General features: G+C 34.2%; 15 protein-coding genes. 1 reads left to right on the top strand and 14 read right to left on the bottom strand.

The window, feature by feature from the left end; genetic code table 11:
- The first annotated feature begins 48 nt into the window (after positions 1 to 48).
- Positions 49 to 1,296, top strand: a complete 1,248-nt coding sequence (locus tag NTZ27_12145; GenBank protein MCX6175494.1) for an MgtC/SapB family protein — start codon at positions 49 to 51, stop codon at positions 1,294 to 1,296.
- Positions 1,297 to 1,855: 559 nt separating this feature from the next.
- Here NTZ27_12145 and NTZ27_12140 read toward each other — a convergent pair.
- From NTZ27_12140 to NTZ27_12075, 14 genes are all read right to left on the bottom strand, one after another.
- A complete protein-coding gene (locus tag NTZ27_12140; GenBank protein MCX6175493.1) occupies positions 1,856 to 5,032 on the bottom strand; it encodes a PDZ domain-containing protein in 3,177 nt (1,058 codons plus the stop codon).
- A gap of 139 nt (positions 5,033 to 5,171) precedes the next feature.
- Complete coding sequence (locus NTZ27_12135) at positions 5,172 to 6,107, bottom strand: polysaccharide deacetylase family protein (GenBank protein MCX6175492.1); 936 nt, start codon at positions 6,105 to 6,107, stop codon at positions 5,172 to 5,174.
- Between the two features lie 249 nt (positions 6,108 to 6,356).
- Positions 6,357 to 7,439, bottom strand: a complete 1,083-nt coding sequence (locus tag NTZ27_12130; protein ID MCX6175491.1) for an alpha/beta hydrolase — start codon at positions 7,437 to 7,439, stop codon at positions 6,357 to 6,359.
- A gap of 210 nt (positions 7,440 to 7,649) precedes the next feature.
- A complete protein-coding gene (locus tag NTZ27_12125) occupies positions 7,650 to 8,147 on the bottom strand; it encodes an N-acetyltransferase (GenBank protein MCX6175490.1) in 498 nt (165 codons plus the stop codon).
- A gap of 121 nt (positions 8,148 to 8,268) precedes the next feature.
- On the bottom strand, positions 8,269 to 8,988 hold the full coding sequence (locus NTZ27_12120) for an SDR family oxidoreductase (protein MCX6175489.1): 720 nt from the start codon (positions 8,986 to 8,988) through the stop codon (positions 8,269 to 8,271).
- A 108-nt stretch (positions 8,989 to 9,096) separates the two neighbouring features.
- A complete protein-coding gene (locus NTZ27_12115; protein ID MCX6175488.1) occupies positions 9,097 to 9,537 on the bottom strand; it encodes a DUF6326 family protein in 441 nt (146 codons plus the stop codon).
- Positions 9,538 to 9,553: 16 nt separating this feature from the next.
- Positions 9,554 to 10,498: an NAD(P)-dependent alcohol dehydrogenase gene (locus NTZ27_12110; GenBank protein MCX6175487.1), complete on the bottom strand. Its 945-nt coding sequence runs from the start codon at positions 10,496 to 10,498 to the stop codon at positions 9,554 to 9,556.
- Between the two features lie 36 nt (positions 10,499 to 10,534).
- A complete protein-coding gene (locus tag NTZ27_12105; protein MCX6175486.1) occupies positions 10,535 to 12,973 on the bottom strand; it encodes a TonB-dependent receptor in 2,439 nt (812 codons plus the stop codon).
- 143 nt (positions 12,974 to 13,116) lie between these two features.
- Positions 13,117 to 14,238: a DUF4932 domain-containing protein gene (locus tag NTZ27_12100; protein MCX6175485.1), complete on the bottom strand. Its 1,122-nt coding sequence runs from the start codon at positions 14,236 to 14,238 to the stop codon at positions 13,117 to 13,119.
- Positions 14,239 to 14,615: 377 nt separating this feature from the next.
- The gene (locus NTZ27_12095; protein MCX6175484.1) at positions 14,616 to 15,809 is read right to left on the bottom strand and encodes a hypothetical protein; all 1,194 of its coding nucleotides are present in this window, start codon (positions 15,807 to 15,809) and stop codon (positions 14,616 to 14,618) included.
- A gap of 23 nt (positions 15,810 to 15,832) precedes the next feature.
- Positions 15,833 to 16,990, bottom strand: coding sequence for a putative Ig domain-containing protein (locus NTZ27_12090; protein MCX6175483.1), 1,158 nt, complete (start codon positions 16,988 to 16,990; stop codon positions 15,833 to 15,835).
- Between the two features lie 236 nt (positions 16,991 to 17,226).
- The gene (locus NTZ27_12085) at positions 17,227 to 17,928 is read right to left on the bottom strand and encodes a LytTR family DNA-binding domain-containing protein (protein MCX6175482.1); all 702 of its coding nucleotides are present in this window, start codon (positions 17,926 to 17,928) and stop codon (positions 17,227 to 17,229) included.
- Positions 17,928 to 19,655, bottom strand: coding sequence for a histidine kinase (locus NTZ27_12080; protein MCX6175481.1), 1,728 nt, complete (start codon positions 19,653 to 19,655; stop codon positions 17,928 to 17,930). The genes NTZ27_12085 and NTZ27_12080 overlap by 1 nt, the downstream gene beginning before the upstream one ends.
- A gap of 715 nt (positions 19,656 to 20,370) precedes the next feature.
- Positions 20,371 to 21,105 (bottom strand): hypothetical protein, encoded by a 735-nt coding sequence (locus tag NTZ27_12075; GenBank protein ID MCX6175480.1) that lies wholly within the window; start codon positions 21,103 to 21,105, stop codon positions 20,371 to 20,373.
- Positions 21,106 to 21,589: the final 484 nt, after the last annotated feature.

Genomic DNA, 21,589 nt, shown 5'->3' with positions numbered 1-21,589 from the left:
ACTTTTTGAAAAGTCGGTTAGATTGTATCTAAATAATTTCAGATTTGTATGAATACAATCGAATGGACTTTTCAACTTAGATTTCTTGTCGCTCTCGCACTCGGTTTTCTAATCGGCCTTGAAAGAGAAAGCAATAAGAGCACACACAAAGTATTAATTCTTGGTGGTATAAGAACATTTCCAATTATAAGCATGTTAGGATTCGGATGTGCATGGCTGTTTCAGTTAGGTGTTTCATCAATGCTTCCTCTTGGATTATTAAGTATATGTGCACTTGCATCAATTTCGTATTTTTCAAAAATTCAAACAGATCGCTGGGGTGTTACAAGTGAAGTTTCTGCTCTTCTCACTTTTGTTGTTGGTGCATTAGCGCTCTTAGTTGATATATGGGCGGCGATGGCTCTTGGTATTATTAATACAATGCTTCTTTCAGAAAAAGCGGGCTTAGAAAATCTTGTTGAAAAACTTGACCGTTCAGAATTTACTGCAGTACTGAAATTTTTATTGGTTACTCTTATTATTCTGCCCGTTCTACCGAATAAAAGCTTTACTCAATTCGAATTAAATCCCTCTAAGATCTGGCAAATTGTAATTCTTGTTTCATCAATCGGATTTGTTGGTTATCTACTTTCAAAATTTCTTGGTCCTAAAATTGGATTGTGGTTATCGGGGTTTGTCGGAGGAATTGTCTCAAGCACAGCAGTTTGCATTGCATACGGAAGGATGGCTCAAAACAATCCTAATAAAGGTGGTAGTGCATTGCAGGGAACACTTGTTGCCAGCGGAGTTATGTATTTAAAAGTATTAATTTTAATTTTTATTTTGAATCCAACAGTAGTTTTCTCGATTTGGTGGAAGCTAATTTTATTAAGTATCATTGGATTTTGTATATCAGTAATAAAAATTGATTTATCTAAAGAAGTAAAATCCTCGGAGAAAGATCTGCAGCAATTACAAAACCCGTTTGAGGTAAGACCGGCAATGATTTTTGCAATACTTTTCGTATTTCTTTCAATCATCACAAAACTTGTTCAACAATATATCGGTGCAAACGGATTGCTTAGTCTAGCAGGAATTGTAGGATTATCAAATATTGACCCGTTCATCCTTTCCTTGATACAGTCGTCGAACATCAATATAGCATTGATTTCATCGGCGATAATTATTGCTATGATGAGTAATACTATAATAAAGGGAATCTATTTTGGTTATTTTGTTCCATCGTATAGATTAATGACATTGAAACGATTCGGAATTCTTACCTTAGCTCATATACCATTTCTATTTATTAGATAATGAAAAATGTTTTAGATTATTGCCTTTCATTTATACTGTTGTGCCTATCCAAAACCTCCTCCAAAATAAAAGCACTTAATTCGTACTCTTATATGAAATTTATACTGGTCGTTTAGAATAAGTAATTTCTAAAAATTTATCAGTATTGATATTCCATGTAACGAGATGTAAATAGGAAGATTCTTATCAATAAAAAAGCCTAAAACAATTTGTTTTAAGCCTTTTTGCGGAGAGACAGGGATTCTCTTCTATATCAAAATTGTTGCTAGTTTAATTCAATTATGCAACTTTCTTAAAAGCTGTGACCATTTTGTGACCAAGAAAAATTTTTCCTATCTATTATATATGATCTAACAGTAATAAAATTTGGACCGTCATACAATATTTCTGCTTTTTATATGCGTACGAAGTTTTGGATATGGACAAATAATTATCTTAATATTCAGTCCAAATTATAGGCGGATGGGATTTTGAATATGGACAACACATTAATTGTCCGACTGCAAACCATTTGCTGTTTATCAGGTTTTGTTTTTATACAATTTATGAATTTGTATTTTTATTTTACCTTCGATTTCAACTGTTTCATAATTTCGCTGATACTTCGCTCAAGTTGTTGATCTTTTCCATTTATCATATAGTCCGGGCGATTGGTAACATCAATATCCGGAGATACACCTTTGTTTTCTACAAAGGTTTCACCTTTGCTGTTTTGCTTTCCTTCTGCAGGGTAAGTGACAATCCCCCCGTCAACAAGAGCAAATCCTCTTGCAGACGCTAAATTGCCAGAAGTTCTTTTACCAATTACTAAACCGCTATTAAATTGTTTGAATATAGAAGTATAATTCTCGCCGCCTGATTCTGCCCATTCATTAGTAATACACACCTTCGGACCAAAAAAGCCAGTATCCGGTTCTTTCATAGGAGCTTTTCCATAAGGGAAATGGGAATAACAGAACATAATGCGGTTTATTCGTTCAATCATCCAATAAGGAGAATATCCGCCACTATTGAATCGAATATCCAAAATAAGCCCCTCTTTATGTGTCTGAGAATAGAAATAACGGAAAAAGGATTCAATACCCGGAATATATGTATCTGGTATATGAATATACCCGACTTTTCCCCCGGTTGCCTTATTTACTTTTTCTATATTGCTTAATACCCAATCATTGTAGCGTAGTAAATCCCCTTGACTCTCTGAAAAAGCTGTTGCTTTCACATCCACTTTTCTGGAATCTGTAAAAGTGGGTTTGTCATTGATAGTCAGACAAACAATTTTACCGGCTTTGTCAACCAACAATGAATCCGGATTAAATCCTTCTTTCAAAGTTGTACCATCGATAGCCAGCAGAAAATTCCCTTCCTTTATATTCATGCCTGGAAAAGTCAAAGGACTGTATTTATCATCATCCCAGTTTTGTCCCCTGTATATCTTAGCTATTTTGTAAAGTTGATTATTTTTGTCCCACTCCAGATCGATTCCGAGCAGACCATTATTGCTATGTGGAAGTTTAGGTAAATCACCGCCGCTAATTTCAACATGACTATGTCTCAATTCCGAAAGTAAATCTGCAATCAGATAATTGAGATCAGTGCGCGAAGCTATGTAGGGAAGCAGTGTTTCATATTTTCGTTTCATTGCTTCCCAATCAACACCGCACAAATTCTCGTCAAAAAAGAAGTCCCTCTGAACCTGCCATGCCTCATTGAATATTTGCATCCATTCTTTTTTATAATCAATAGTCATATTTAAACCAGAGAGATCGATTTGGCCATCGCCGGCTTTTTGATCCGCTTTGATATCGAGAATGCCAATCTTGCCGGCCGCAAGATAAACGATTTTATCCGCATGAGCGGCAGGAATGCAGTAATAAGCATCCTTCAGCAGAACCGATTCTTTTTTTTCAGCTATGTCAAACATTTTTATTGACGATTCTCCGTTTGCCAGCGAGGATTGATAGATTAACCTTCCTTTCAGAGCAAGCAGACTACTGTAATTAGAATCTTCAACAGGCAGTACTGTAATTCTTTGACCTAACCCATCAATATCAATCTTAATCGAAAATGTTGTTTTACCCAGTTCTTTAGGATCATTTATTTGACCCGGTGCAAAAGGAGAAATCAAATCTTTTTGAAGTGTAGCAACAATGATTTTTGATGGATTGACCATATGATGTTCATTGTCCCAATAAGAATCTTCAATATTGACCTTACAATCGGCTATCCAGTAAAGGTATTTTCCATCCGGATCGAATTGCGGATCATAAGCATGCGTGTATTCATCGGTTACACGATAACTCTTGTTATTCTCCAATGAATAAAGGTAAATGGAATAGAACCAATTTGGATTTCCGGATGTATATACCAACCACCTGCTATCAGGGGACCAGGAAGCGGATACAAATCGCTCGCTTGCAAAATACTTATCAAAAAATATTTTTTTTGTTTCCTTTGTTTTTATATCGATAACATAATAGTTGGCGCGTTTGTCTGAAAAACCAATTTTTGTTCCATCGGGCGACCAGTTGAGTTTTCCTAATTTTGATTTTATACTATTGCTTACCTGAATTGGTTTTTGAGTGATATCTTCTGTTTGAATGTATACTTGTTCTTCCCCTGAAATATCAGATATATATGCAAAATAATTTCCTTCAGGACTCCAAACCGGATATCTTTCATTTACACCGGGAGTTTCTGTTAGGTTGCGTGTTATTTTCTTTTCAGGTTCTAAGTAGAATAATTCGCCCCTGGCATTTACTATAACCTTTTTTCCGTCAGGCGAAATGGTGGGTGAGCTCACTTTATTTTGTACGTTTTTAACTGTTGCAACCAGGTAATTATCAGGTAAAACAATCTCGATTTTAATATTGCTAATTTTTCCATCTTTTATGTTGTAGATGCAGAGTGTACCTTCATTTTCATATATAATTTTATCTTCACTCTTACTTGGCCATTTGATACTCCAATCCTTATAAAAAGTTAGTTGATGGAGAGCTTTATTTTTACAATTATATACCCAAAGATTCTGTACTTTGTTTAATCCCCGGTCACTAACAAAATAAATGTTATTGCCAACCCACATCGGATGGTGATTGATTGAGTTATCATCAATTACCAGATCAGCTTTATGGTTTACAAAATCATATATCCAGATTTTTGGTACTGCGCCACCTCTATATCCTTTCCAAATTAAAGTTTCGGTACTGGTCCGGCAAAATGCTATTTTATTTCCCGTATCGTTATAACTTGATAAATCAGCTTCCGGCAAAGCCAGAACTGAAGGAAGCCCGCCATTAACTGAAACGGTGTGAAGTCGGTTGTACCTATAACTATTACTGCTGCCGTTAGAACGAAATATTATTTTTGTCCCATCCGGATGCCAGTCAACCACAAATTCATCCGCGGGATGGAAAGTTAATCGTCGGGGATTTCCCCCATGAATCGACATTACATAAATTTCCTTGTTTCCTTCAAACTCGGCAGTAAAAGCAATTTGCTCTCCATCTGGTGAAAATTTAGGAAGCATTTCCTCTCCGGGGAAAGAAGTAAGTTGTTTTACATTTTTCCCGTCAATTGTTGAGCTATAGATATCGCCCCCATAACAGAACACAATATTATTCTTGTTTATATCCGGGTAACGCAACATTTTTGTTTCGCTTGCAAAACTTATTACATTTAAATAAATAAATATGGGAACCACAAAAATCCAATTTTGTCTTTTCATCTTTTTCATTATTTAGTACCTTTAATTTTATTATTATACTTTCACTATTTATTTTATTACTTATTTTTATTCATTACAGAACAACAGCTATAATCCATCATGTTAAAATCTTTATTCCTTTTTTTCTAGGTTTCATAAAACTATAGATTCACTTCAAATTTTTATACTGTTGTAATATATCCTTTGAATATGGTTCTTTATTCATTAACATTTTTCTTTCATAGCTATTTTCAATCCAACGATATATCCAAGAAATACCGTACTGTCCGGTATAATAGTCTTTACTTTGATACATATTATCTTTTAGTGCTTCATCTAACGTAATAAAGTTGTAGCCTTTATCTTTTAACCGGGTTATAAGTTTTTCAAAGCATGCAGAATTTAACTGGTTTGTATGACACAAAAATATATGGTTAATGTTTCTACCGAATAATTCTTTTGTTAAATCTTCAAAATATTGAAATAGATCAGCGGTAAAGTCGATATATTTTTCTATGATTCTATCCGCCTCTTTTGTATTTCCAGATTTAATAAAATTACAATACAGTGCATCATAAACATAATCTATACTTTCAATAGTAAATGGAGTAATTGTATATCCTCTGTGATTTAACAAATCATAAATCTCCGCTCTGGAAATACTATCTTTTCCAGTACTGTTATAAGGGAAACGGAAATATTTAAGTTTTTTATTTGTCTTTTTAAGCAGCTCTTTTGTAATAGTTTCACCGCGGAGAATATCTTCTTCAAATAAAGATAATTCTGTCTTCGTATAATTTTGATGGCTATATGTATGATTTCCAATTGTAACCAAGGGATTATTAATCCATTTATTATATTCAAGTAATTTTCTATCGGTGTCTCCATTTTCACTGAATGATTTCTCAACAACAAATACAGTAACTGGTATACCATGTTTTGTAATAGAAGTTAACAAAGAATCACTAGCATCTTCTATTTTCTTTATATCAATATTGCTATATGCGCTAAATAAATCATCCATAGTAATAGCTACAGATTTTTCTTGAGCAAATAAAAATGTGTTTAATGTCATTATAACTAATAATGCAAAAATTGATTTCATTTTATCCCTTTGTTGAGTATAAATAAGGTTAAGAAAATATATTAATTCGTACACCTAACGGCGTTGTGGCTAAGGCGCAGCCCAATACTACAATGCCGAACTTATTAATTAAATTTATAATTAGAACAAAACTTTCTTTTATAAACTACACTAAACAACAAAGCCGAAACGGTAGAACAAACTTTTTAATTACACAAATGTCGAAAGCGAAAACGCTGTCGCTGTTGAGGCGCTTGTTAGGCCGTTAATCTATCCAAGACTTTTGCTTTCTGAAATTTTAATAGTTGGTAATATCTCATCAACTAATAGTTGGTTGAATAGCTCACGTTCTTCTGTATTTGGCAAATGAGAGGAATTTTCAAACCAGAATAATTTCTTATAAGGTGCTTTTAGAAAATCAAAGTACTTTGCTGATAATACAGATGGTACTTCGCAATCATGTCTTCCCAACATAAACCATACTGGCACCTTCAACTCTACCGCTTGTTCAAATAAATTAACCTTCATTAATTCTGGGAATAACAACTCTACTGACTCGAATATTCCTCTAAAAAAGTTTATCCGATCTACAAAAGTATATTCTGTAGACAATACAAGATTTTTTATAACAGACCCGAACGCACCAATTTTACTTCCATAATACTCACCACCATACTTACCAAGTATCTGGCGTTGGGCCATAAATTTCTTCCTCCACGCCCCTTGATATGGTGGAATTCCCATATCTATTAACTTCTTTATCGCGTTCACATCGTTTGATAATTTAGCTTGTTGCAGTGTCCACTCATAAGAGATTTTCTCGCTTTCCATCACATTAGACATTTGACCAATACCTATATATGCACTATACAATTCTGGTCGTTGAGATACAGCAAGCATACTAATAACACTACCCCATGAATGGCCGACAAGAATTATCTTGTTTCTGTTGAATCGCTTAGCCAAGTATTCAGACAATTCGTTTATATCAGACACAAATTGATCAATGTTCATTCTGCTTTTATCACGTATAGCAGAATATGATTTGCCAGCACCACGCTGATCCCAATTAACAACTGTGAAATATTTTTCAATTGGTTGTGTATTATTTTTCATTTGGGTTAACTGCGAAGTGCCAGGACCTCCATGTATAAATAGCAAGATAGGGTTATCAATATTTTCTGAACGGATCATAACCCATTGCAATGAATCCCCAATTCTTATCTTCTTGAGTTCTGTTAGACTTTTTTGCCCTTGCACATTTCCTAACTTTTTGATTCTCTGTGTATAGCCAGGCATTAATATAATTACTAAGATTATTACCACAATGATTACTAAAACAATATACATCATTCACCTTTTTTCTCTTCTTGTCTACATCGGCCTAACGTAGTTGCGTTTAAGCGGACGCCACGAAGTGTCCGCTACTAACAACATGATATTTATTGTTTATAAAATTCACTTATACAATTACCGAACGAACTAAATCAACTATAACAACAAATACCACGACCGACTACAGCGTTCCTCTTGAGACGCTTGTCAGGCGTTTAGATATATTTTCTACTTTGTTTCACTCTTTTTATAATCAACTAGAGGGGATATTGTCTTGCGTAATAATATTTCCGAATGACCCGATACTATATAATCTTTTAATTCACCAACTATTTCATAGCCATTTCGTATATACAATCTTTGCGCATCTTTATTGAAAGAGGAGACACAAATGAAAACATTTGGGGTCTCTGAGAATATTCTTTTTTCTGCATGATCTATTAAGGCACTTCCAATACCTCTGTTTCGATATTTTGGATCAATACAAATCGATTGAATATATCCAATAAATATTCCTTTCATCATCAATATTGAAAATCCAACTAATACACCATTAACGTTTGCAACATATACTTCTCTTGATAAGTCGTTAATAATATTTATAGCTGAACTATAATTCCTTTTTAATGTAATCCATGGTTCTGTATCAACCATCATTTTTGCACAAAGCTCAACTTCCGCAAAACCATCAAGATTTCTTATAACTATTTGATTTTTTTCATTCATATTTTACTCTATGTTACAAAGACGCCTAACGACGTATTATGTTAAACAACAGCAATAATTTCTCGTATTCCGCTTTTGAAAAAATGCGGTCTGGTGGAAAACTATTTATTCATACCTCAACTTAATTTCCAATATTATATATCACCGGCATTTTATATTTCCACTTTTCCCATAATTCTTCATTCAATAACAAGTCAATCATAAAATGACTAGCATTTATTCGGCTTGTTTTCCCGGCATCGAAAACAGGACTTTGTTTTGGAGACTCAAAGATTTCGTATTCATTTTCTTTCTCTTCATTTATCAAAGTATCTGGTCTAACTGCTGTCCATTCTATATTAGTATTCTCTCCAATAATGTTTGAAAGATACTTTGCAGCCTTCTCGTTATCTTTTTGAGGAGGGAGTGCGAAACTCAAAAAAGAAAGAACTATTCTGTCTGCTAAAGAATACTTCTCATTTATTTTTCTATTCCTATTTGCAGTAGTATTCATAAGAATTACTTTAACTTTATTTCTATTATTTCTTTCAATTGCTTCACAAATGTTTCTTACGCAACTTGTAACAAGCCTCCTAGGTTTTCCAAATATTCCGCGGAATGAAATATTGTGCCCAAGACAAGAAATCACAGCGTCGCAATCAATGATCAAATTCAAATATTTTTCTTGTTCAAACTCAGAAATATTTCCAACAACACATTCCAACAGCTTATTATTCAGAAAATCTTGTGATACATTCTTAATATCTCGCACAACTATTTTCGTTTCAACATTGATATTAATAAGGTGTTTGACAACTAAACGGCCTGTTGAACCAGTAGCACCGAGAACTAAAACCTTCATAAATTTTTCTTCAATAAATTTTCAAACTGTTATATTTCCTAAAATATTATTGACACTGATTTAATGTGATCGCCTAATGGAAGTGTGAGCAGCTGGCATATTCGCACATCAGACAAGCCATTTGTTAATAGAACTTTCTTTTGGTTTAGGCCAACTCCAGGCATACCGTATAATGAATAAAGTACACGCAATTTCTATAATTCCACAAAACAGGTAATAAAGAGCAGGCTTCGCAACAAACATGGATGAGAAAACAGCTGCAGTATGAATTATACCTACAATGATGTTTGCCCAGCGATTTGCTCTATAATTCAATACCCGCGACAGGACTATCATAACAATGGAAGTCTCCATTAAAATTGCAGCAATCAACAAAAATTCCTGCGTCATGTGAAAAGGTCCTGTACCTGATAATATTTTTGCTAGTTGCTGTGGATCCATTAATGTTAATACATCTGCATAGAGGTAATTAAACATGGCAAATATCCAAAGCAAAGAGAGCACCACTTTCCTGTCTTTTATTTCGTAGGTTTTAGTGTTTGAGTTCATTTTTTTCTTCTTTTTTTTATTTGCTATTATGTTCCACAGTTATCGCTACTCCGCCTTTTTTATGTCCTTGCTCTACATATCTATGAGCATCAATAATTTGTTCGAATGGAAAACATTTATCATTAATTGGAGTAATTATTTTTGCTTCAACAAGTTCCTTGATTCTGTTAAGACGTTCTGAGCTGCAGAGTAAAGGATTGTCATCAATAGAAACAAATTTGCCTTTATTTGCTATGGATAATTTACATGCCTCTTTGAGTTGAGATGTTTTTCTTTTTCCAACAGAGTCTAATATAAAATCATAAACTTCCAGTTTTGAAATTGATTCTTCCTTTGTGTAATCAAGCGTTTTATCTGCCCCTAACGATTTTATAAATTTTATATTCTTTGTACTGCATACACCGGTAACTTCCGCACCAAGATGTTTTGCGTATTGGACTGCTATTGTACCTGAGGTCCCGGACGCGCCATAAATGAGTACTTTTTGATTTGGTTGAATATTTCCTTTCTCAAGAAATTGAAACGCGAGCAGCCCGCCATAAGCGGCGGCTGTTGCTTCTTCAAAACTTATGTTACTTGGTTTAATTGCTATGCAGCCTTTTTTGGAATCTATTTCTTTCATGCATTTGTAATCAGCATATGCGCCTAATGACATTCCCGTAATTCCATATACTTGATCACCAACTTTGAATCTTTTGATTCTGGTACCAGTTTTTTCTATAACACCCGAAAACACTTCACCAATAATCTCGTTCCTTGGTTTTAATATACCAATCATCAAGCGAAAAGGAATAATCACCCTAAATGGAACGTTTGAGCTTCGTATAAAAATATCACTGTCTGTTACAGATGTCGCATAAATCTTAATAAGCACTTCATCATCTTTGGGTATCGGATTTTTGTACTCAACAATTTCTAAATTTTCCGGAGGACCATATTTTTTACATATAATTGCTTTCATTTTGTTTGTATCCATTATTCTTAGTTTTAAAATTAATTAAAAATATACTCGATACATTAAGTTAGGAAGAAGGGCCATTTGAGTAACATAGCCTATTTTGTTAGGTTTATTTGCATCGTAATATTCGTACAATCTACCTTGGCGATTAGTAATATTTGGTAAATCAAGAAAGATTTCGTGTGTAACGTTTTGTATGTTAAATTTATAGCTTACAGATAAATTTAACTGGAAAATATTATCAAGCTTATTATCATAAGCTTTGCTATAATCCCAGAACCGATTGTTTGCAGGGTCAACAGCTAAATTACCGCTTGCATCGCGTAACAATGGAATGTACCTTTGACCACCGCTGAAAAATATTTTTACATTTAAAGTCAGTGTTTGGTTTTGCTTTTCTCCAAACACAAATTCTTTTCCACACAATAAATTAAATAAGAAATTACTATTGAATTTTGTGTTTCGCTCAACACCTTCTAACGATTTGTATTTTGAATTGAACAACGAACTATTAATTAAAAAATAGTAGTGATTGTCAAAAAATCGTTCTATAGTAGCTTCAATACCATAGTTTTTTCCGGTTCCGCTGTTTACTAAAGAAACATATTTATAATCAGAGCCTTCGTTAATGGTTGCGTAATAACTTGCATTGTTATTTTCTACAGGTAAATTGTAAAGGTTCTGGTAGTATACTTCTACTTTTGCCTTCAAATTTTCAGTAATGCTTTTATCGTAACCCAACACATAATGGTCTGCTTTTAGTAAACCAAGGTTTTTGTTGGGCTCGATTATACTTCCGTCTTGTTGTTGAATCCTTGAAAAATAATTGTGAATGTTTTCCATCGTGCTGTGTTTGCCATATCCGGCGTGTACTGAACTTGTATTATCAAGCTTCCAGTTTACTGCAATTCTTGGTTCGAGCGTACTTTTTTTGTTTAATAAAACATTCGTGTTGTGTAATCCGGTAACCAGAGTTAGATTATCATTGAAACTGTGTTTCCAGGTTATAAAATTTTGTAGAGTAGTGATATTCCCTTTGTAATCTATTAAAGTAAACCGGGTGGTAGTTGAATCATTCTCAAGTTGACTTTGATTATTGTTTTCATCAATGAGAGAATATTCTGTACCAATATGTATTATGTTTTCAGCATTAATTTTGTTGTAATACGTTATACCCCCTTTGTAAGTTGAAGTTTTTATTCTGCTGCTATAGTTTAATTTTCTATCAACGGTATCAATACCAATTATTGTTGACTCATAAACATCATCATTCAAGCCTGTTCCTGAATAGGTAAGGAAGATTCTAGTATAGCTATTGTTGTTAATAGTAAAGGTATGGTTCATTCCCAAATTTGCCTTATAATTTCTTTTGTCAAAATCCTGTATAATGTCCGGCATCATTCCGTTGTTGCCGGGTGTTATCCATAGATTAGGATTTACGTCTTTAACTAGTAAATTATCTAGACCCCCTACACCGAAGAAAGAAAATGTGCCCATCTTTTCAGTGGGCAGTACAACCTTAAAATTCGCATCCTGAAATGTGGTAGTAACTCCGTCTATATCGCCAACTAAACCAAGTTTTTGAATCAAGCCAATGTTAGAAAATCTGTAATTTATAAGATACGAACCAGCGTAGCCATTTTTAATCGGGCCTTCCACTGTAAAGTCGGTGCCCAGCAAACCAACCCCTGCCATCGTTTCAAATTTTTCATTATTCCCTGCTCGAAGTTTTAGATCGTAAACCCCCGATAACACATCACCATATTCAGGTGAAAATGCCCCGGTATAAAAATCGGAGGCAGCCAATAATTTATTATTTAAGAAACTAAATCCTCCAATCGTTGCATTTTGATTTGCCATATGGTTCGGTGCTGTAATTTCTATTCCTTCCAAACGCCATTGGATGTATTTTGGCGAATTACCTCTAACAATTATATCGAAGGTCATTCCTGAGGAAGCTACTCCGGCAAAATTATTCAGTATCAAAGAAGGATCGTCCCAGGTACCGGAGTAACGTTTTGTTTCTTCAGCTGAAATAGAACGAGCACTAAGTAGCGCCATATCGTTAAGCGCTTCGCCTTTATTTTCATTTGGTGTGATAACTACTTCATCCATTTTTACAGCAGATTCCTGCATAGAGAGATCTAAAACCACTTCTTTGCCTGAGTTCACAACGATGTCTGGAATGGTTTTGGTTTCATAACCCATATACGATATTCGTAATGTAATTCTGCCGATTGGTACGCTCTCGAATTTAAATGTACCATTCACATCCGTTGTTGTGCCGATTGCTGGATCAGTACCGACTATGAAGACATTGGTTCCGATAAGAGGCAATTTACTATCGGTATCAGTTATGGTACCTCTTACTGTTTGGGAAAGTTTTTGACTAAAAGTCTGTGTTGTTTGAGCAAGTGTTTCTTTTATACTGATTAAAAAGAACATCGCAATTAATATGGTTATGCAAAATGATTTCATCTTATGTACTTACCTTAAATAATTATTAGAATAACTGTTATTTTCATTTATATTATTCATATCATAATGTTTACTAAAGAAAATAAATATCTCATCCGGAGTTACTGAATATAAAACCGAATTCTATTTTTGTGTAGTGTGAGTTATTCTTTAATTTCAAACATTAACTCGCTGTCTTTGGCTACTTCATTGTAATAATTAATTATTACAGGCAAATAGCTTTCCAGTGTTGGATATCTATTTCTATTTTTTTCATAAACACCTAAACATTCAACCAGCCCTTTCATCCAGAAGAAACCACGACTATATTCAGACATCAATTGTTTTTTCGCAATTGTAAAATCAGTATTATGTTTTAATAAATACCTTATTACAGATGCTCTAACTAAAGCCTCATTCATCATCGCCTGCCAATTAGTATAACGTTGGCTTCCCATGCCCGTTTTTACAAGATCAAAAAGTTTGGAACCAGAACTCTCAAAATCTTTTTCATATTTTGTTGTCAAATGGTTTACATAGGAATGGTTAAATTCGTGAATGAGAGTCGGCAGGTAATTATCAACCGTATAAAAAGGTTTATTGGTACTATCGATAGACGAGGTTCCCATGATAGCATAAATCTCTTCCTTCCCATCGCGATATATTAATTTGGGTCCGTAATTACCTCCCCCGAGACCTAACCCTATAATAATATTCAAGCTGCCTTCAGGTTGTACCCCATAATACTGGTTGTACCAGTTTATATCTAACGCTTTGTAAACGGGCATAAATTTTTCTTGCGCGATTCCATACAACCCTTCATGTTCTTTGAAAAATTCTTCACATTTAGCATCAATATAAAATTGCTTCAGCAACCCGACGAATTTGTTTGCATTATCCTGCCCCCATCTGCCTTCCGGAACTTTTGATGAAAATGGCACAATTGGATTTAATGATGGAGGCTGTTCCAGGTGAATTGCCATGAACATAACAGCATCAAAGCTTACACCGTTTTTATCGCGCAGTTCAGTTGCAAAAGCAATAAGAGGATGATCTTTATATTTGTCGAAGTGGTTATGAATATCTGTAACATAGTTTCTATAAATATCATCATTGTACTCAAAATTGCCTGCCAGACGAAATACGATACTCAGAAGTTCTGTTCGCTTGTCAACCTTTGGTAATGGATAATGATTTAATAAATCATGGTTAATCGTTTTAGTCTCTTGACTAAACGTCTCAATTGAGAAAAAGAGAACGAAGATCAATAAAATATTTTTTTTCATTTTTAGTGCGCCTAACTATGTGTTATCCCGCCTTGCGGGACAAGTTGTTAAAGATCAATGGCAATGCCTTTGAGTCCTCTATCAATTATTTATTTGTTTGAATTTCAAAGTCACATGAAACAAAAGCCTGTGAGGTATATGTAGCTGTTACTTTTATTATTTAGGAGCCTGCTGCTTGTATGATATTGGCAGCAGTCAGATTTTTGTTTCTGTTCCAGCTACTATATATTCCTTTATTTCAGAAAAAAATTTAACAAGCTATTCTTCGTTTCCTATGCTACAAATATTTTATTGGTCATTACAAAACAGGATCCCCTCATGTAATTATTTTCTCATCTATTATTTAATAAAACGAAACAACATGTTACAATATAAACCTATCTAAGTTTTTCAATAGCTGAAATGGCCACCCAATATATTGAGTTCCCCTGCGGAGTATGTCGAGTAAAGAAAAGGTAATTCCCATCAGAGGAGAGATGAGCTCCATACTCATCGCTCGCGCTATTGAAATTTGCACCAAGATTTTTAGGTGTACCCCATTCTCCATCTGCATTGATGAAACTCACATACAGATCGGAACTGACTCCTGACCGGCCTGAGTAGAAAATAAGGAAATGCCCATCTAGTGCAATACAAGGATCACCTTCATAAGATCGCATGTTTATAGGAGCGCTCAAAAGTTCGGCAGCAGCTGTTGTAGATGTACTTTTATACACTTGCATCATTCCGCTACGATTAGACCCGAAATAAAATGTCCCGTTCGTCATGTAACTACCTCGAAACTCATTAGCGTTACTATTGATTGTTGATGGTAACGCAACTGGTACACCCCAACTGTTATTGGTATAGCTAACAGACCAAAGATCCAACTTTTCAGTTCCTTTTTTCCCTGTAAACATTAAAGTCGTGCCATCTGCAGAAAACACTGGTTCATTTGAATAAGTGAAATCGGTTATAAATGGTGCCTCCACAAAAGGAGTCCACACATTGTTAACATATTTTGAGTAGTAGAGTTTTGCGCCAGAGTAGTCCGCCATTCCTACAGCTGCGAAAAAAAGAGTACCATCCGGAGATAAAGCAGTAGCCTCTACCCACACACTTAACGAGTTCAAAACCTGTGATGCAAAAAGAACAGGTGTTTCTCCAGGCAAAGTTTGACCAAAATATGTTTGCTTAGGAATAAAAGAAATGGCAGCACCATATCCAGTTCCATCACTGTTTGTTGCATATGCTCTAACATAATAGGTTGTGTTTTCTGTAAGACCAGTAACACTGCTTACAAAGTTTCCGGTTCCAGATCCGTCAGAAGTTTTACTGTCTGAAATTGTAGGGGGTTCATTTGTACTCCAGCATACACCACGTGCGATAATTGCGGATCCTCCATCGGATGTTATGTTGCCGCCACTAACAGCACTGTTTGGAGTTACACCAGTTACTGCGACTGTAGTTAAAACTGGTACTTCCAGCTTTGGAGCTGTTACATTATCATCACTCTTGCAACCAACGATATTAAATAATGTTATTCCAAATATCATTGATGCGTAGATCATTGTTCTTAATTTTCTTTTCATATTATTCCTATAGAATTAAGTAATTATTTATCCAAAACATTTATTACGATTCCGAAAGCTGTCATAACATCCTTGTCGTCGAAGGCGTTAAATCTTAAAGTTACTTTTCCCGCAGTCTCTGGTGTGCCGGATAAAGTTTTAGTTCTTGAATCGAACCTCAACCATGCGGGCATAGGGCTGCTGTCGAGCGAAAGCACTTCATAACGAATACTGCTTCCGTCGTCATCGCAAACTGCATCATCCGGTATAATGAAAGAAAACATTTTTCCGATCGTTGCCGTTTGTGGTTTGGGTTTGTTTTTGACATATGGAGGGAGGTTCGTGTTTTTCATGCTGTCAACAATATTGCTCATGCTTACCCAGTAAACGTGCACGTCTGAATAATCCATTTTCGTTCCTGTTGTGTAGAAAAGAAATTTACTGTCTGGTGATACATAAGCGCCCCACCCGCTAATACCAAAGTTGATTTTTTTATTAAGATATCTTCCGTTAAACCATCCACCTTTGCCATCGGGATAGCTTATGCAAACCGGTCCTTGTGGGCATGTGATCATATAACTTTCATCTTTTGCAATAAAAAAGTCTTGATCGTCAACAACTCTGTTAATTGGAAAGCCTAAACTTTTTGCTACAGTATCTTTTCCAGTAATTTGAATTTTACTCCAATCAGATGCGCCTACCGAACTTGCCGACTTAGCAGAGATATAGTAATTCCCTTTATTAGTGACTTGTAGATAATGTGCGAATTCAATAGAACTGAAAAATGGCTTAGGTGAACTCCACCCCGTTTTTTTCCTCACAGAGAAATACATATTGTGTTCATGTTCAACAAACAATGTATCTCCCGTCAATGATAAAGCTGGTCCGAAAAATCCTTCAAACAGTATCTGCGATTCACTCCATTTGTTATTTTCGTATTTATAATAACGTATTTTATCACCAGTAACGGGATAATAACTTTTTACTTCGGAGTAATAAATCTCTGAGCCATCTTTCGAGATCGCAATTCTTTCGGCGGCAAAGGTTCCGGGTGTTACTTCCAGATTGAATGCTTTGGGATTGCTGCCTGGTACTTTTTGCCCAAGGTACAAACTATCGATAGGTATTGGCTGTGCTGAACTACTGATTGTAATGAAAAAGAAAACAAAAAGGATTGAAATACTATTAATTAATTTTTTCATGTTGCTTCTCCAGGTTCAAGTGGTTATCAATTGCCAAATTTCAATTAAGTTTTTATTCTCGAGTAAATAGACGGCAGCAATTATTTATTGTTAGTGGGCGAGGTGTGAAAAACTTGTGAACTGCACTATGGACTTGTGAACTGCACCGTTTTATTATTTGTAATCAGATTTTGTGCTCTCAAATCTATGATGCAGAATGAAAGAGAACTAAAAAGAGAAGGAAGAATTGACAGATGTTACAACTCTAGACGGGTTTTGAGCGTTTTAATTTTATTTCTACTGAGTGGAAGACAGTCGCCGGTTTTCAATTTAACACGGTACTGCCCTCCGCCTAGAGTTTGAATAGTATCTATATTATTGATATCAATTATATATGATTTGTGAATTCTGAAATAACTTGAAGGAAGTAGTGGAGCGAGAGTTTTCATCGATTTATCACAAAAAGCAATCTGTTTATCCTTAAGATGCAATTCAACATAAATATTTGCTGATTTGAAATAATGGATATCTTCAAGCGGAACCACACGAATTTCAAATCCCTTTTTTACCGAAAGATATTTTATTGCTTGCCCATCCAAAGCATGGTTCGACCTTAATCTCTGGAAAGCTGCTTTCAATCTTTCGATGCTGTAAGGTTTCGGAATAAAATCTAGAACTCCATATTCATATGCTTCCATTGCCCGGTTTATGTTTGCAGAAATAATAATAGTATGAAATGATTTGCTTACAACTTGTTTAAGAATTTGAAATCCGTCTCTTGCATTGAGGTTCAAGTCTAACAATAAAACATCTATTGGTTTTTCATTCAAGTATGCAAGTGCATTGTCCAGCGTAGTCTCAATGTGAATAGATGTAATTTCCTTTTTCAGAATTTGTTTGACTAACAATTGTATATCTTCAGCGGTAGGTCGTTCATCTTCAACAATAAGTATGCGCATTATTTGTCCTTAATCTCAATAATTGTTTCCCATCCCTGTTCAAACCTATGAGAAGTTAATTCCCATCGATCATGATAACTCTCTTCTAAACGTCCTTTGATATATCGGATCCCGAAACCGCTTGAGTCTTTTGGCTCATCGTGTATAAAGTCTCCATCATTTGAAAGGATATATTGAACACAATTGGAATTCTTTTTCCGCTGTAATGTAAAAGTGCCTTGGATTTTATTCTCATACCCGTGTGTAAGTCCGTTTTCAACAAGCGTATGAAATATCATTGGCGGCACATTTTCTTCTTCTACAATGTCCACCGTTGCTATTTTATAATCAGCTCCTTTTCGATAGCTCATTATTTTCAGATGCGCTTTGCATAAATCAATTTCCTGTTGGATAGGAATCTGTTTGAGGGCAGAGATTTGTAAAATCATCCTGAATTCTTCAGCCAGCGCTTCAATAAGTTTTATGGCTGATTTGGGATCTTTCCTTAGCCATACGATTATTGATGTTAATGTATTTAAAATGAAATGCGGATTAATATTCTTCTTTAATAATTCATTTTCTAAATGTGCTGATCTTAGTTGAGCTTCTCTTTCGGCTGTTTCTTTTCTGGCAAACTGCCTTGCTATTGAAAAGCTGGTGCATATGACCATAGTTGTTGCCAATCCGGCAAAAGCAAAATTGAAATGATAAGCTACCCATGCTAAAGCGAGGCCACTAATAATAATTATACTTTCTTCGCGTCGTGTGAGCAAAGCCGCCAACGCAATAAAGCTGCTTTCAACAAGTACTATAAGAGACATAACACTAAAAAAATTCAAAAAGCTTGCAAAGAATAAAGAGGTTATGAGATTTATTACTATGACTAGCCCAATAAATTTTTTAGGAAATGAAAACATGTAGATGAAAAATGCGGGAAAAAGAATAGAAAATATTACCGTAATTATCTGATAGATATATAACTGCCATGACACAATTGTTGTTGGGGTATTAATGAAAATTGGGACTAGATTAGTTGCGGAATCTAAAATCACAATAAAACAAATTAAGCTGAACAACAGATGTTCAGTTCTTCTTTTTCTTGCTATATAAAGAAAAAGATTAAAAAGAAATGGAATAAACAAAATTCCTATTATGAAAAACGCTTGATACTTCGATATAAACAAATTCTTAAGTATATCGTCGTACGGACCAATTATAAGACCACCGTAAAACCATTTCCACGATGAAGAACTATGATAATTAGATATTCGAAGAATAATTGTATGCTTTCCAACAGTTACCAGATGTGGAGGTAGGGGCAGATTAAAATTGAATTTGCCAGCTTTTTCATCAACGTTATCAGTTCCAATAATACCATTTTGTGCAATCTTGATTCCATCCCAATAAATTTCATATGCAGTTATAAAATTTGTTGGAAATAACCCCCATACGGTTTCCTTGCTTACCGAATCTTTATAAACAATTTCTGTTCTTATAAGCCAATTACCCACTGTATATTTATCGTTTTCAGAGGAAGATACAGGTGATCGCCATAAAGAATCCCGGGGATTTTGCAGAGTACCTTTTGGGGCAGGATCTTTTGCAATTTGCCAATGCTTCAAATAAATTGATTTATTTGAAGATGAAATGATATTTTGTTGTGCATGGGTAATTGTGCAATTTATACAAATAACTGTAAGAGGAATTATTACTAATTGTAATAAATGATAGGGAATGATTTTTATCATAGTGCTTTATATAATAGCTTCAAATATATTCCATGGTCGATTTCCTATTATTAAATTTAGATAAAAATGAATGGGGAAACAAAATCAGTATTTTATTCCCCTGTTCGCTTCTGTTCTTTGATCGGTTGCTATCTGACATGGCTCAATGACTTCCAAATACACCCTATTATACCGACTACTGTGACAGCTTTTAAAAACAAAAAACCTCGAAGACAGCATTCATTTGCCATCATCGAGGTTTTATTTTTATTGGCGGAGAGTCAGGGAATCTCTTCCCGGAACAAAATACTGTGTTTTAAACTTATTTTCATAGCTTTTAAGAATGTTGTGAAGCTTTTAAGAATGTTGTGACCATTTTGTGACCGAGATTTAATTTTTCTATCTATTATATATATCCTAATCAGTAATAAAATTCCAACCGTTATACAATATTTTGCTTTTTATATGTGCACGGAGTTTTGGATATGGACATTATATTTTTTTTGACTAAAACTGTAACCAATCAAGAATTTTTTGACAAATTTATGTTAGTACTTCTCGAAATTTTTCGTCCTTATCACTGATTGAAACAATAATTATTTTAATATTCAATCTAAATTAGAGGCGGATGGGATTTTGAATATGGACACCCCACCTTTTAAGGAATATTTTAAATTATCATTTTTATAGATTATACTATTACAGTCTATCATTTTAAGTCTTTAACAGTTTTGAATTAGAAGTGAATAGAAATACCAAAATAAAACATACTTTCAGAATCACCTTCTTTCTCGCTTTTATCTTTAATATAATACCAATCAACACCATCTTCTGTATATGCATAATCTCCCAAGGTATAAGATTGAGTCACTGAATAAGATGCCATTGGACGATATTCAAGTTCAATAGACAAAAATTTAAATGGAATAACTTTACAACCGAGTATATATCCATATCTAAAAATATTAAAGCTTTGCTTACCATTTACATTTGAAAATGTTGATTTGTCACCAGAAACATTATAAGAATGAAACGATCCGTCCAAAGTGAAACCAAGTGTAAATGCGAAAGGTATATTTTCAATTGGGAGTAGATAAAAATTACAATCAAAAAATAAAAATGAATAACTTATGTCTTTATAAGCTAGTACGTCTGTTGTTATTGCATCAGTATAAGAAAATGAATTTAGTTTAGTATTACAAAAACTTACGCTACCCCCAAATCCATACCACTCATTATGGGGAATGTAGTCGTAACCTACACCAAATGTAATGGGACTATTTTTTTGGTTAATCCATATTTCAGTACTTTCGTCGGAGTGCATTAGTAATTCCTTATTTAATAAAATTTGTCCTCCACGAATAAAAAATCCATCCAAAAGGTCTTCGTTTATAGTATTTTGTGAATATATTGGGGAGGTTAGCAATAATAAAACTGTAACGATCAATATTTTTATTTTTCTGAAATCCATGGATTTCTCCAAATATTTATTAAAACGATTTTTTTAGTCGATTTTATTACAACTAGTTTTTAGCAAAACATTCAAGAAAGGAAATCTATATAGATTTTTATTTTCTGAGGTTTTGTGGAAAAGGTAATTTAATTTAATTATTAAAGCAGGATATGTCAATCATTTTCAACTTTGCCAAATAACTCAAGATAGTGAGATAAGAAGAAATTTAAGAATAAACACATCGAAAAATGTTTGTTGAAGAATACGGTTTGAGTTGGGTTTTGTTGGTTATCCTGTTCAACCTCCAAACATTTACCCAGGTAAATCTCAATAAATATTTCTGTAGCTATTCAAAACCTCGTCCTTTATCAAAATAATGATTATGAATTATAAACGCTATTTTTACATTCCCTTAAATAAATCGTCAAAACTTACTATGCTAAAAGCTTTACTCTATTTTTGTTTTGGTTTCTTCAAATCAAAGACACAACTCCAACTGGAA

The organism is Ignavibacteriales bacterium (assembly GCA_026390775.1).
Classification (GTDB): Bacteria; Bacteroidota; Ignavibacteria; order Ignavibacteriales; family Melioribacteraceae; genus Fen-1258.
This window is presented reverse-complemented; position numbering and strand designations above follow the sequence as displayed.